Origin of the sequence: Azospirillum oleiclasticum (genome assembly GCF_013423485.1) — a bacterium.
GTDB classification, from domain to species: Bacteria; Pseudomonadota; Alphaproteobacteria; order Azospirillales; family Azospirillaceae; genus Azospirillum; species Azospirillum oleiclasticum.
The window spans coordinates 438052-451242 of record NZ_JABFFR010000003.1 but is presented as its reverse complement, the minus strand read 5'-3'; the positions used below and the strand labels follow the sequence as shown (position 1 = coordinate 451242).

15 protein-coding genes are annotated in these 13191 nt (G+C 70.9%); 8 read left to right on the top strand and 7 right to left on the bottom strand.

Annotated features, from left to right (window positions below):
* The first annotated feature begins 160 nt into the window (after window positions 1-160).
* The 5 genes from HL658_RS36940 to HL658_RS07115 are packed head-to-tail and all read left to right on the top strand — an operon-like array spanning window position 161 to window position 5286.
* Window positions 161-1756: an ABC transporter substrate-binding protein gene (locus tag HL658_RS36940; protein WP_246337355.1), complete on the top strand. Its 1596-nt coding sequence runs from the start codon at window positions 161-163 to the stop codon at window positions 1754-1756.
* The gene (locus tag HL658_RS36935) at window positions 1753-2793 is read left to right on the top strand and encodes an ABC transporter permease (RefSeq protein ID WP_425485322.1); all 1041 of its coding nucleotides are present in this window, start codon (window positions 1753-1755) and stop codon (window positions 2791-2793) included. Before HL658_RS36940 ends, HL658_RS36935 begins: the two co-directional genes overlap by 4 nt.
* On the top strand, window positions 2790-3686 hold the full coding sequence (gene nikC, locus HL658_RS07125) for a nickel transporter permease (protein ID WP_180281216.1): 897 nt from the start codon (window positions 2790-2792) through the stop codon (window positions 3684-3686). The genes HL658_RS36935 and nikC overlap by 4 nt, the downstream gene beginning before the upstream one ends.
* On the top strand, window positions 3683-4531 hold the full coding sequence (locus HL658_RS07120; protein WP_180281215.1) for an ABC transporter ATP-binding protein: 849 nt from the start codon (window positions 3683-3685) through the stop codon (window positions 4529-4531). Before nikC ends, HL658_RS07120 begins: the two co-directional genes overlap by 4 nt.
* Window positions 4528-5286 carry an ATP-binding cassette domain-containing protein gene (locus HL658_RS07115; RefSeq protein WP_180281214.1) on the top strand — a complete coding sequence of 253 codons (759 nt, stop codon included), beginning with the start codon at window positions 4528-4530 and terminating at the stop codon, window positions 5284-5286. Before HL658_RS07120 ends, HL658_RS07115 begins: the two co-directional genes overlap by 4 nt.
* Here HL658_RS07115 and msrA read toward each other — a convergent pair.
* Window positions 5278-5898, bottom strand: a complete 621-nt coding sequence (msrA, locus tag HL658_RS07110) for a peptide-methionine (S)-S-oxide reductase MsrA (RefSeq protein ID WP_246337354.1) — start codon at window positions 5896-5898, stop codon at window positions 5278-5280. The genes HL658_RS07115 and msrA overlap by 9 nt on opposite strands.
* 139 nt (window positions 5899-6037) lie before the next feature.
* Here msrA and HL658_RS07105 point away from each other — a divergent pair, with 139 nt between their 5' ends.
* Window positions 6038-7282 (top strand): molybdopterin molybdotransferase MoeA, encoded by a 1245-nt coding sequence (locus HL658_RS07105; RefSeq protein ID WP_180281212.1) that lies wholly within the window; start codon window positions 6038-6040, stop codon window positions 7280-7282.
* A gap of 161 nt (window positions 7283-7443) precedes the next feature.
* On the opposite strand, the gene HL658_RS07100 is transcribed toward HL658_RS07105, so the two are convergent.
* From HL658_RS07100 to HL658_RS07090, 3 genes are all read right to left on the bottom strand, one after another.
* Window positions 7444-7767, bottom strand: a complete 324-nt coding sequence (locus HL658_RS07100; protein WP_180281211.1) for a DUF1244 domain-containing protein — start codon at window positions 7765-7767, stop codon at window positions 7444-7446.
* A 61-nt stretch (window positions 7768-7828) separates the two neighbouring features.
* Window positions 7829-9058, bottom strand: a complete 1230-nt coding sequence (locus HL658_RS07095; protein ID WP_180281210.1) for a DUF2478 domain-containing protein — start codon at window positions 9056-9058, stop codon at window positions 7829-7831.
* A gap of 10 nt (window positions 9059-9068) precedes the next feature.
* Entirely contained in the window at window positions 9069-9296 is a 228-nt protein-coding gene (locus tag HL658_RS07090; RefSeq protein WP_425485321.1) for a sulfurtransferase TusA family protein, read from the bottom strand.
* 159 nt (window positions 9297-9455) lie between these two features.
* On the opposite strand from HL658_RS07090, the gene HL658_RS07085 reads away from it, so the two are divergent.
* Together HL658_RS07085 and HL658_RS07080 are read left to right on the top strand one after the other, a co-directional pair.
* Window positions 9456-10460, top strand: a complete 1005-nt coding sequence (locus HL658_RS07085) for an SDR family oxidoreductase (protein WP_180281208.1) — start codon at window positions 9456-9458, stop codon at window positions 10458-10460.
* A 13-nt stretch (window positions 10461-10473) separates the two neighbouring features.
* Entirely contained in the window at window positions 10474-10743 is a 270-nt protein-coding gene (locus HL658_RS07080; protein WP_180281207.1) for a hypothetical protein, read from the top strand.
* Between the two features lie 126 nt (window positions 10744-10869).
* Here the strand turns inward: HL658_RS07080 and HL658_RS07075 are convergent, their stop codons facing one another.
* From HL658_RS07075 to HL658_RS07065, 3 genes are all read right to left on the bottom strand, one after another.
* Window positions 10870-11031 carry a hypothetical protein gene (locus HL658_RS07075; protein ID WP_180281206.1) on the bottom strand — a complete coding sequence of 54 codons (162 nt, stop codon included), beginning with the start codon at window positions 11029-11031 and terminating at the stop codon, window positions 10870-10872.
* 173 nt (window positions 11032-11204) lie between these two features.
* On the bottom strand, window positions 11205-12407 hold the full coding sequence (locus HL658_RS07070) for a CaiB/BaiF CoA transferase family protein (RefSeq protein ID WP_180281205.1): 1203 nt from the start codon (window positions 12405-12407) through the stop codon (window positions 11205-11207).
* 1 nt (window position 12408) lies between these two features.
* On the bottom strand, window positions 12409-13188 hold the full coding sequence (locus tag HL658_RS07065; protein WP_180281204.1) for an enoyl-CoA hydratase/isomerase family protein: 780 nt from the start codon (window positions 13186-13188) through the stop codon (window positions 12409-12411).
* Window positions 13189-13191 lie beyond the last annotated feature (3 nt).

Genomic DNA, 13191 nt, shown 5'->3' with positions numbered 1-13191 from the left:
CAAAGGATTTATTCGGATCGGCGTTCCGGGGAACTGTGCCGATGCGCCGGCACGCCCCTTCGTTGACAGGGGAGCCGCGACCGGACCAGACTGTCTGAAAATCCGCGCCGCGGCGGGTCCCGCCCGGCTGACGACAAGCCGACAACAGGGGGTAACGGCGATGACGATCGCACGCTGGATCGCGACGGGGATTCTGCTGGCGGGAACCGTGCTGCAACCGCTGGCCACGCAGGCGGCAACGCCGCGCGACACGGTGGTCATGGCCAAGCAGATCGACGACATCATCACCTTCGATCCGGCCGAGTCCTTCGAATTCTCGGGCAGCGAGGCTGTCGGCAACATCTACGACAAGCTGCTGACCTTCGATCCCGGCAACGTGGCGGACATCCGCGGGCAATTGGCCGAACGCTGGACCGTGTCGGAGGACGGGAAGACCTACACATTCACCCTGCGCGACGGCGTGAAGTTCCATTCCGGCAACCCGGTCACGGCGGAGGATGCGGCCTTCTCGCTCCAGCGCGCGGTGCTGCTGGACAAGCAGCCGGCCTTCATCATCGCCCAGTTCGGCTTTACCAAGGATAATGTGCGCGAGCGCATCCGGGCGACGGACGGGCGCACGCTGGTGATCACCACCGACAAGCCCTACGCCCCGACCTTCTTCTTCTACTGCCTGACCGCGTCGGTCGGCGGCATCGTCGACAAGGCGACGGTCCTGAAGAACGAGAAGGACGGCGACCTGGGCAACGGCTGGATGAAGAGCAACTCCGCCGCCTCCGGCCCCTACCGGCTGCGGCGCTGGGAGCCCAAGGAAAGCTACACGCTGGAGGCCAACGCCGATTACTGGGATGGTGCTCCGAAGAACAAGCGGGTGGTGGTGCGCCATGTGGCGGAGGCGGCGGCGCAGCGGCTGCTGCTGGAAAAGGGCGACGTGGACTTCGCCCGCAATCTGGAGAAGGACCAGATCGCCGGCATCGCCGGCAACGCCGACCTCGCCGTGCAGGAGGGGGTGAAGGGCACGATCTTCTATCTGGGCCTGAACCAGAAGAACGAGACGCTGCGCAAGCCCGAGGTGCGGGAGGCGCTGAAATGGCTGGTCGATTACCAGGGCATCCAGGACAATTTGCTGAAGGGCAAGTACCAGGTGCACCAGGCCTTCCTGCCCAAGGGCTTCATGGGCGCGATCGAGACCAAGCCCTACGGCTTCGACCTGGAGAAGGGCAAGGCGCTGCTCGCCAAGGCGGGCGTGCCCGACGGCTTCGCGGTGACCATGGATGTGCGCAACGTTTCGCCCTACACCGACGTGGCGCAGGCGATCCAGGCCAATTGGGCGAAGGCCGGCATCAAGCTCGACCTGATCCCCGGCGACGGCAAGCAGACGCTGACCAAGTACCGCGCCCGCAACCACGACATCTACATCGGCGAGTGGGGCCCCGACTATCAGGACCCGCACACCAACGCCCAGACCTTCGCCATGAACCCGGACAATGCGGACGAGGGCCGCACCAAGACCCTGGCGTGGCGCAACGCCTGGGACATCCCGGCGATGACGAAGGAGACCGAGGCCGCGGTGGTCGAGCGCGATGCCGCCAAGCGCGCCGCCGTCTACGAGGACATCCAGCGCCGCCACCAGACGGAGTCGCCCTTCGTCATCATGTTCCAGCAGATCGAGGTGGCCGCCCGCCGCAAAGGCGTGGAGGGCTTCATCCTCGGCCCCAGCTTCGACAACAACTACTACCGCGGCATCGAGAAGAAGTGAGTTCGCCGGAGTTCCTCCACCCGATCGGCCGTCTGCTGCTCCGCGTCACCGCCACCCTGGCCGGGGTGGGGGTGACGCTGTTCGGGCTGCTGCTGGTCACCTTCGTCATCGCACGGGTGGTGCCGGTGGACCCGGTTCTGGCGGTGGTGGGGGACAACGCCGGGCCGGATCTGTACGATCGAACGCGCGTCGAGCTGGGGTTGGACCGGCCGCTGTACGTGCAGTTCGGGCTGTACGTGTCGCAGGTGGCGCGGGGCGATTTCGGCATGTCGGTGCTAACGTCGCGCCCGGTGACGGAGGACATCGCGCGCTATTTCCCGGCGACGCTGGAACTGGCGACGGCGGCGACGCTGATCGGGGTCCTGCTGGGCGTGCCCATGGGGGTGCTGGCGGCGGTGCGGCAGGGGCATTGGATCGACCACCTCGTGCGGGTGATCGGGCTGGCCGGCTATTCGATCCCGGTGTTCTGGCTGGGGCTGATGGGGCTGCTGCTGTTCTACGCCGAGCTGGGCTGGGTGGCCGGGCCGGGGCGGCTGTCCATCGGCTATGAGGACATCGTGGAGCCGGTGACGGGGCTGCTGCTGCTCGACGCCGCACTCGCGCGGGAATGGGAGGTGTTCGGCAACGCCGTCAGCCATCTGGTGCTGCCGGCCGGGGTGCTGGGCGTCTTCTCGCTGGCCTACATCGGCCGCATGACGCGCAGCTTCATGCTCGACCAGTTGCGGCAGGAGTACATCATCACGGCGCGGGTCAAGGGGGTGAGCGAGGCGCGCATCGTCTGGCGCCACGCGCTGGGCAACATCATGGTGCCGTTGGTGACGGTGATCGCGCTGTCCTACGCCCATCTGCTGGAGGGCTCCGTGCTGACGGAGACGGTGTTCGCGTGGCCGGGGCTGGGGTCCTACATCACCAGCTCCCTGCTGAACGTGGACATGAACGCGGTGCTGGGCGGCACGCTGGTGGTGGGGGTGGTGTTCGTGGGGGTGAACCTGCTGTCGGACCTGCTCTACCGCCTGTTCGACCCGAGGGCGCGATGAGCCTGACCGCGTGGCTTCTGGAGGAGGCGCCGCGCTCGCGGCTCCAGGCCCGGCTGGGGCAGGGCTACGCCGGCTGGCGGCTGTTCAGCCGGAACCCGCTGGCGATGGCGGGGCTGGCGATCGTCGCCGGGCTGGTGCTGGTGGCCGCCGCCGCACCCCTGTTGGCGACCCATTCGCCGGTGGCGCAGGATCTGGCGGCGCGGCTGACCCCGCCGGGGGCGGCGGGGCACTGGCTCGGCACCGACGATCTGGGGCGGGACATCTGGTCCCGGCTGGTGCATGGCGCGCGGATCACGCTGGCGGTGGTGGCGTTGACCATGGTGCTGGTGGCGCCGGTGGGGCTGGCTGTCGGCTGCGTCGCCGGCTACCGCGGCGGCTGGGTGGACGCGGTGCTGATGCGCGTCACCGACGTGTTCCTGGCCTTCCCCCGGCTGATCCTGGCGCTGGCCTTCGTCGCGGCGCTGGGGCCGGGCATCGAGAACGCGGTGATCGCCATCGCCGTCACGAGCTGGCCGCCCTACGCCCGCATCGCGCGGGCCGAGACCATGACCATCCGCAACAGCGACTTCATCGCCGCCGCAAGGCTGCAGGGGGCGTCGGCCGCGCGCATCCTTTGGGGGCATGTGGTGCCGCTGACCCTGTCGTCGGTGATCGTGCGGGTGACGCTGGACATGGCGGGCATCATCCTGATCGCGGCGGGTCTGGGCTTTCTGGGGCTGGGGGCGCAGCCACCCTCGCCGGAGTGGGGGGCGATGATCGCCGGCGGGCGCAAATACATCCTCGACCAGTGGTGGGTTGCCGCCATGCCTGGGGTGGCCATTTGCGTGGTCAGCCTGGGCTTCAACCTGCTGGGCGACGGCCTGCGCGACGTGCTGGACCCCAAGCAGCGATGACCGGTGCCCCCCTGCTGACTGTGGAGGATCTGCGCATCCGCTTCCGCACCGAACGGCGGACGGTGGAGGCGGTGCGCGGCGTGGGCTTCACGCTGGGGCGGGAGCGGCTGGGCATCGTCGGCGAGTCGGGGTCCGGCAAGTCGCTGACCGGGCGGGCGCTGCTGCGGCTGACGCCGCCGGCCGCCGAGGTGACGGCGCAGCGGCTGGCGTTCGACGGCATCGACCTGATGGCCGCGGACGCACGCACGCTGCGGAGGTTGCGCGGGCGGCGCATCTCCATGGTCATGCAGGACCCGAAATTCTCCCTCAACCCGGTGATGACGGTGGGGGCGCAGATCGCCGAGGCGTTGCGGGTGCACGGCGGCGTCGGCCGGCGCGAGGCGCGGGAGCGGGCGCTGGCGATGCTGGAGGCGGTGCGCATCCGCGAGCCGGCGCGTGTCTACGGCCTTTACCCCCACGAGGTGTCGGGCGGCATGGGGCAGCGGGTGATGATCGCGATGATGCTGGCCCCCGACCCCGACCTTCTGATCGCCGACGAGCCGACCTCGGCGCTCGACGTGTCGGTGCAGGCGCAGGTGCTGTCCATCCTGGACGACCTCGTGTCCAGCCGCGGCATGGCGCTGATCTTCATCAGCCACGACCTCGACCTTGTGGCGTCCTTCTGCGACCGCGTGCTGGTGATGTATGGCGGCCGGGTGGTGGAGACCTGTCGGGCCGCGGATCTGGCCCAGGCCAGCCACCCCTACACCCGCGGCCTGCTGGCCGCCCGCCCGCGCATCGAGGCGGAGCCGGCCGACCTGCCGGTGCTGCGGCGCGACCCGGCCTGGCTGGAGGAGGGGTCGTGATCGACGTGCGGGACCTCACCGTCCGCTTCGGCGGCGGGCGGAGTGCCGTCACCGCGGTGGCGGGCGTGTCCTTCCGCGTGGCGGAGGGGGAGTCCTTCGCGCTGGTGGGTGAGTCCGGGTCCGGCAAGTCCACGGTGCTGCGCGCCATATCCGGGTTGAACCCGGACTGGACAGGCCGCGTGCTGGTCGGCGGGGCGGAGCAGGGGCGGCGGCGCACGGCGGCCTTCCACAAGGCTGTGCAGATGGTGTTCCAGGACCCCTACGGCTCCCTGCACCCGCGCCACACGGTCGACCGCATCCTGGCCGAGCCGGTCGCCATCCAGCGGCTGGGCGACGCCGAGCGGCGCATCGAACGCGCGCTGGAGGAGGTCGGGCTAGGCGGCGGCTTCCGCTTCCGTTATCCGCACCAGCTCAGCGGCGGGCAGAGGCAGCGCATCGCCATCGCCCGCGCGCTGATCCTGGAGCCGCGGGTGCTGCTGCTGGACGAGCCGACCTCCGCGCTCGACCTGTCGGTGCAGGCGGAGATCCTGAACCTGCTGCGCCGGCTGCGGGCGGAGCGAGGGCTGACGCTGCTGCTGGTCACCCACAACCTCGCCATCGTCTCGCTGATGTGCGAGCGGCTGGCGGTGATGCAGGCCGGGCGCATCGTCGAGACGATGGACGTTGCCGATCTCCGCCGCGGCGAGGCGGCCGACGGCTACACGCGGCACCTCATCGAGGCCAGCCGTGGTTACCGGCGCGTGACGTCAGCCTGACGGCTTCGGTCCCCACAGCTCCTCCAGCCGCTTGTCGCGCCCGCACGCGTAGCGGTAGTAGGTGTAGCGGACCGGATTGTTCTGGTAGTAGTTCTGGTGGTAGTCCTCGGCCGGGTAGAAGGTCTCGGCCGGGCCGATGGTGACGGCGATCGGCTTGGCGAAGCGGCCGTCCAGCGCCTTCTTGGATTCTTCGGCAAGCCGGCGCTGCTCCTCGTCGTGGACGAAGATGGCCGGGCGGTACTGGCTGCCGCGGTCGCAGAACTGGCCGCCGCCGTCCACCGCATCGACGTTGTGCCAGTAGGTGTCGAGCAGCGTCTGGAAGGACACCCGTTTCGGGTCGTAGCGGATCTCCACCGCTTCCGTGTGGCCGGTGCCGCCGGCCGACACCTGCTTGTAGCTGGGATTCACCACCGATCCGCCGGTGTAGCCGGAGATGGTGGAGACCACACCGTCCAGCTTGTCGAAGGGCGGCTCCATGCACCAGAAGCAGCCGCCGGCGAAGGTCGCCACCGCCAGTCCGTCGGCCGCCGGCTTCGTATCCTGGGCCAGCGCCGGGGCGGCCAGGGCGGTCATCGCGGCCAGGGCCGCCGCAAGGGTTGCCGTTCGCAGCATGCGCATCTCCCATTGTCGGTGGTCGACACGATAGTCGCCCTGTGCGCCCCGCGGTGTCACGGGCGCGTGAGGGGCGGGTCACGTTGCGGTGAGCGGCGGTCGGCGCTACCCTCGCCCGGCGAACGAGGAGGAAACGACCATGGACTGTTTCGCGGCGCCCGGACCCGCCCCGCAGACGCTCGACGAGGCGCTGGCTCGGGTGATGCGCGACTACGGCCCGGTGACGGGAACGGAGACGGTGCCGCTCCCCCGCGCGCTGGGACGCGTGCTGGCCGTGCCGGTGGAGGCGCCGGGCGATGTGCCGCCGTGCGCGGTGTCGGCGATGGACGGCTACGGGCTGAATGCGGGCGGCGCGGATGCCGAGGCCGGCGCGCGCTTCACGGTGATCGGGCGGGTGCCGGCGGGGTCGGTGTTCGACGGCAACGTCGGGCCGGGGCAGGCGGTGCGCATCTTCACCGGGGCCGCGGTGCCGGCGGGCGTGGACACGGTGGCGATGCAGGAGGACTGCGAGGCGGCGGACGGCGCGGTGACGCTGCGCGAGGCCGTCCGCTGCGGCGCCAACATCCGCCCGGCGGGGGAGGACATGCGGGCCGGCACGCGGGTCCTGGCGCCGGGCCGTCGGCTTCGCGCGCAGGAGGTGGGGATGGCCGCCTCCTGCGGGCGGGCGGAGCTGCTGGTGCGCCGCCCGCTGCGCGTCGTGCTGCTGTCCACCGGCGACGAGCTGCGCGAGCCGGGCGGGCCGAAGCCGGCCGGCACCATCTACGACAGCAACCGCTACACGGTCGGCGCGCAGTTGACGGCGCTGGGGGTGGAGCTGCGCGACCTCGGCATCCTGCCCGACCGGCTGGACGCGGTGCGCGACGCGCTGGCCGGTGCGGCCGGGGAGGCCGACCTGATCGTCACCTCCGGCGGTGCCTCGGTGGGGGAGGAGGACCATGTGAAGGCGGCCGTCACCGCGCTGGGGTCCATCGATTTGTGGAAGCTGGCGCTGCGGCCGGGAAAGCCGCTGGCGCTCGGCCGCGTCGGCGATGCGGTGGTGTTGGGGTTGCCCGGCAACCCGGTGTCGGCCATGGTGACCTTCATGCTGGTCGGCCGGCCGCTGGTGCTGCGGCTGAGCGGTGCCGACCGCGTCTTCACCCCGCGCGCGCTGGCGGTGTCCGGTTTCCGCTTCCGCAAGAAGGCGGGGCGGCGGGAATTCCTGCGCGTGACGCTGGAGATGGGGGAGGACGGCCGTCCCGTTGCCCGCAAATTCCCCAACGACAGCTCCGGCGTGCTGACCTCCATGGTGGAGTCCGACGCGCTGGTCGATGTGCCGGCCGAGGCGACGGCGATCGAGCCCGGCGACATGGTGACCGTCATCCCCTTCACGGGGCTGTTCGGGTAAGCGGTTGCTCCCTCGCCCGCCTCCGGCGGGAGAGGGAAGGGGACCACGCCTCCGGCGTGGGAAGGGTGAGGGCTAGGTTTGCCGGGAAGACCCAGCCCTCACCCTCCCGCTTCGCGGGTCCCTCCCTCTCCCGCCGGAGGCGGGAGAGGGTTTCAGCAGCGTTACTTCTTCACATGCCCGCTGATTTCGGCGTGCAGGGGCTTGGTTTCCTCGAAGACCTTCATCTGCTCCGGCGTGGCCTCGGCCTGGTGCAGGGTCTTCCATTCCGAATAAGGCATGCCGTAGACGGCCTCCTTGGCTTGGTCGTCGGTCATGGACAGGCCGCGCTCCAGCGCCGCGGCGCGGTACCATTTGGACAGGCAGTTGCGACAGAAGCCGGCGAGGTTCATCAGGTCGATGTTCTGCACGTCGGTGCGCTTCTGCAGATGCGCGACGAGTCCGCGGAAGGCGGCGGCCTCCAGCTCCGTGCGCGTGCGGTCGTCCATGGTGGGTCCTCGTTCGGTTCAGGATGGTCGTGCTGGAAGGTGAGGGCGCTGACGGCGCCACTCAAGGGGTACGGAGCGTCACCATGCGGCCAAGGGGATGGAACTGGCGCGAGGAGCCGCCGCCGAGGATGACGCCGGCCACCCCCTCCCGGTCGGTGGCGACGAAGCCGCACAGCGCGTCGATGCCATAGGCGAACAGCCGCGGCGTCAGCGGCGTGCCGGGGCCGACCAGGGCCAGCCGGCCATGCGGGGCGGCGGTGATCAGGCGGGGCAGGCTGCGGTTCATCAGCGCGGACGCGGTGGCGATCACGCCGCCGGCCGCGGGGATCAGCCAGTCGGCGGCGGTGTCCGGATACTCGCCGGGCTTCGGGTCCATCTCGATCACCCGCGCGTCGGGGCGGCGCTCGCGGATCTGGGGGAAGCCGCCGACCACCACCAGCGGCCCGTCGGCCGCGTCGAACAGGTCGAGCCCGTTGACCGCCGGCCCCTCGACGCCCGCGTGGTTGTAATGGGCGTTCAGCGCGGCCACGGCGACCGCCACCTCCAGCGCGTCCCAGCCGGCGGCGGCCGGGGCGGCGAGGTCGCGCAAGCTCCGGCCGGCCCAGAATTCCGGCGGCGGCAGCGCCCGCCCGCGGGTCTGCGGCGGGCGCGACGCGAGGCCCATGGCGCGGCCGGTCTCCACGAACACCCAATGCTCGCCGATGCCGACGCGGTGCACCCCGGCGTCCTCGATCCCCTGCAGCAGGTCGGGGTAGAGGCGGTGCGGCCCCCACCAGCGCCACAGCGCGGCCATGGACGGCGCCAGAAGGTCGGTGTGCCCGCCGGTGGCGGTCAGCCAATCGTCGGTGTAGCGGCTGCCGACGCTGGTCAGCACCGGCACCCCCTCCGCCATGGCGGCCAGCAGTTCCTGCACCAGCCCGCCGCCGCCGGCCTCCAGCCCGCCGAACTTGTTGACCACCAGCAGATCGACCCGCTCCGCCACGCCGCGGCGCACCGCCTCGCTCGCCTCGGCCACGCCAGTGGGATCGACGCGGCAGGACTGCGAGCCGGGGCCGAGCTTCTGGGTGATGTCGTAGACCCGGCCGCTGCCGAGGTCGACCAGCGTCATCAGCTCGGCGCAGCCCTCCCGCGGGGCCTCGTTGCGCTGGATGACGCCGCCGACGCGGAAGCCGCGGGCTGTCAGTTCGCGGGCGAAGCCCTCCAGCAGCGCGTCGGTGGCGGCGGAGCCGGGGCCGTGCAGCACCGCACCGGGGCGCAGCGGCGGCGGGACCGCGGGGTGCCGGCTGTCCATGGACGGTTCCTCACGCACCGCGGCGGATGCGGTAGACGAACACGCCATCGCGCGTCTCATAGGCCAGCAGCTCGTTGCTGGTGATGTTGCAGAAATGGCGGAAGTCGATGACCGACGCGGGGTCGGTCACATAGACCACCAGCTCCTCCCCCACCGCCATGAGGTCGAGCGTCTTGCGGGTCCGCAGGATCGGCAGCGGACAGTGGAGACCCTTGACGTCCAGTTCACGCGCCGACACGCCCATCCGCTCCTTCGCACCGCAGCATCCGCCGGCGACGACTGTAGCGCGGGACGGGGGCCGGAATGAAGGGGATCCTGCGCTTCCGTGGCAGGCGGGACCTTCCCGGCGGCGGCCTTGTTGTAGGACCGGGACGAACAACGCGACGGATCGTCAGTCATGGCCGAAGAGCTTCGGGACAAGGTGGTCGTCATCACCGGCGCGTCGAGCGGGATCGGGCGCGCCACGGCGCTGGCCTTCGCCGCCGAGGGGGCGGCCGTGGTGCTGGCGGCGCGGCGTCAGGCGGCGCTGCACGAGGTGGCGGAGGACTGCATCGACGCCGGCGGACGGGCCATGGTGGTGCCCTGCGACGTCACCGACAGCGAACAGGTGGAGCGTCTTGCCCGGCGCGCCGTCGAGGCGTTCGGCTGCATCGACGTTTGGGTGAACAACGCCGGGGTGATCGCCTTCGGCCGCTTCGAGGAGACGCCGCCCGACGTGTTCGGGCGGGTGGTGCAGACCGACCTGTTCGGGGTGGTCAACGGCTGCCGGGCCGTGCTGCCGTACTTCCTGGATCGCGGGGAGGGGGTGATCGTCAACGTCGCCTCGATCGTCTCGCAGACCGGGCAGCGCTACGCCACCGCCTACGCTGCCGCCAAGCACGCGGTGCGCGGCTTCACCGAATCGCTGCGGCAGGAGCTGGTGGACGAGCCGGACGTCCATGTCTGCACCGTCATGCCGGGCGCCATCGACACGCCGCTGTGGCAGCACGCCGCCAACTACACCGGTCGCGCCATCAAGCCGCCGGCGTCCCTTTCCGCACCGGAGGAGGTGGCGCGCTGCATCGTGGCGCTGGCGCTCGATCCCAAGCGGGAGGTGCATGTGGGCGGCATCGGGCGGCTCGCCGCCATCCAGCAGGCGATCGCCCCCGGCCTGACCGAGAAGGCAAGTGCGCGCATGTTCGAGCGCGGCATGTTCGACAACAAGCCGGCCCCGGACAGCTCCGGCTCCACGCTGCGGCCGATGGCGGAATACAACGGAGCGTCGGGCGGCTGGATGGAGCGGGAACCGGACGACCGTGGCCCGGCCGGATCGGAGCGGCGTTTCTCCTGGACCAACCTGGCGCTGTTCCTGCTGCCCATCGGGCTGATGAGCCGGCTTCCCGCCGGCGCCCCCTGGCGCTGACGAGGGACATGGCATGGGCTTTTTCAGTCGCGGCAAACCGGTTCCCGTGATCGGGCTGCGCAAGGATTCCGACACGCCCATGGGCGCCATCTGGAGCCTGATCTGCACCGACGCCGACTGCGAGCACCGGCTGGCGGGAGGCGAACTGGTGGATGTGGAGCGGGTGCTGGGGGCGGGCGACATCATCAACGTGAGGCCCAGGAACGGCGGTGCCCGCCGTTTCGCGTTGCGTGTGACGGGGCGGGAGGACGATGTGGTCCACTGCACGCGAGTGGATCGGTAGGGGGCGTTGTCGCGCTGCGATTGCTCCCACGCGCCCGCTGGCGCGGGCAACCTCCCCCGCTTCGCAAGGGAGGTTTTTCTCCCTCCCCTGCGAAGCGGAGGAGGGTCGGGGTGGGTGCCCTGCGCTTTACGCGCCCCCGATGCCCTCCGTGAAGCGTTCCCCGGTCTTGGGATCGATGTTCTCGCCGGTGCCGGGGGTGCCGGGATCGGCCTCGTCGCGGGGGCTTTTCGGTTTGGTGGTGGGAGGCTTGCCCGGAGCCTTGTCGTCGCGCTTGTCGGGGTCGGCCATGACGGTTCATCCCTGGATGGTTGCGGTTGTCATGGTCAACAGGGACGGTGAGGGGTTGTCGCGCCCGGCCCCCACCCCGACCCTCCCCCGTCTTGCGACGGGGGAGGGAGAAACAAAAAGCCCTCTCCCGCGCCGTGGGGGAGGGTTGGGCGGGGGCCCGACGCGAGAACGCCTCACGCCACCGCCTTCTCCGCGAACAGGCGGTCGATGGCGGCCTCGTCGAAGCCGTGCTCGGCCAGGATGGCGCGGCTGTGCTGGCCGAGCGTCGGGGCGCCGGTCTCCACCGAGCCGGGTGTGCGGGAGAATTTGACGGGCAGGCCGATGGCCCTCGTGGGGCCGACGCGGGCGTGATCCACCTCCACCACCATGTCGCGGGCGATGGTGTGGGGGTGGTCGTGCATCTCGCCGATGGACAGCACCGGGCCGGCCGGCACGCCGGCGCGCTCCAGCAGCGCCAGCCACTCGGCGGTCGGGCGGGCGCGGAAGATGTCGGACAGGACCGGCTCCAGCGCGGCCAGATGCGCCATGCGCGACGCGTTGTCGGCGAAGCGCGGGTCGTCCTTCAGGTGCGCCGCCCCGATGGCGTCGAGCAGCCGCAGCCAGTTGTTCTGGTTGGCGGCGCCGATGTTGATCCAGCCGTCGGCGGTGGGGAAGGCCTGGTAGGGCGCGTTTAGCGGGTGGGCGGAGCCCATGGGGCCGGGGTCGTTGCCGGTGGCGAAACGGATCGCCGACTGCCAGTAGGTGTGGACGATCCCCGCCTCGAACAGGGAGGTGTCGACGCCCTGGCCCTCACCGGTGCGGTTGCGCTCCACCAGGGCCGCCAGCACGCCCATGGCGGCGAGCAGGCCGGCGGTGATGTCGGTGACGGGGGCGCCGACCTTCACCGGCGGGCGGCCGGGGCCTTCGCCGGTGATGCTCATCAGGCCGCTCATGCCCTGGGCGATCAGGTCGAAACCACCCTGGTCGGCGAGCGGGCCGCTGCGCCCGAAGCCGCTGATGGCGCAGTAGACGAGCCGCGGGTTCAGCGCCTTCAGGGCAGCCTCCCCGAAGCCCAGCTTCTCCATGGTGCCCATGCGGTAGTTCTCGACCGCCACGTCGGCGGACGCCAGCAGGCGGCGCAGCACCGCCTTGCCGCCCTCGGTCTTGAGGTCGAGCGCGATGCCGCGCTTGTTGCGGTTCATCATCATGTAGGCGGCGGATTCGCCGTCCACGGTCGGCGGCACCATGCGGCGGCTGTCGTCGCCGCCGGGCAGCTTCTCCACCTTGATGACGTCGGCGCCCATGTCGGCCAGCATCATGCCGCAGACCGGGCCGGCCATGATGTGGGCCAGCTCGATCACCGTCACGCCGGCCAGCGGTCCCTTGCGCTCCGTCATCTCAGCGCCCCTCGAACGCGGGCTTCTCCTTCGCCAGGAAGGCGCGGTAGCCGATGCGGAAATCCTCCGTGCCGAAGCAGGCGTAGCCCTCCTCCAGCTCGGCGGCGGTGAGCGGCGTGCCCTGCTCCAGCCGGTCGAGGAAACGCTTGTGCCAGCGGGCGACCAGCGGGGCGCCGTCGGCGATGCGGGTGGCGGCGGCGTAGGCTTCCTCCTCCACCCGGTCGTCGGAGACGACGCGGGTGACGAGGCCCTTCTCCTTCGCCTCCGCCGCGCCGAAGATGCGGCCTTCCAGCAGGATCTCCAGCGTGGTCGCGCGCCCCGCCAGCCGCAGCAGCGCGTCGATCTCCGGATAGGCCATGACGAGGCCGAGCCGGTTGATCGGCGCGCCGAAGCGGCTGGACTCGCCGCAGATCCGCAGGTCGCAGGAGCCGGCGATCTCCAGCCCACCACCGACGCAGATGCCCTCGATCAGCGCGACCGACGGATGGCGGCAGTCGCGCATGGCGGCCAGCGTCTCGTGCATCACCGTGCCGTAGGCGCGGGCCTGCTCGATGTTGGAGCGCTCCGTCTCGAACTCGGCGATGTCGTTGCCAGGGCTGAAGGCCTTGCTCCCGGCCCCGCGCAGGACGATGCAGCGCACCGTGTCGTCCTCGTGCAGGCTGCGGAACGCCTCGCCCAGCGCGCGCCACAGCGGCTTGGTCATGGCGTTCAGCTTGTGCGGCCGGTTGAGGACGAGGGTGACGATCCCCCCGTCCCGCCGCGTCAGCAGCTCGTCGGTCATGGG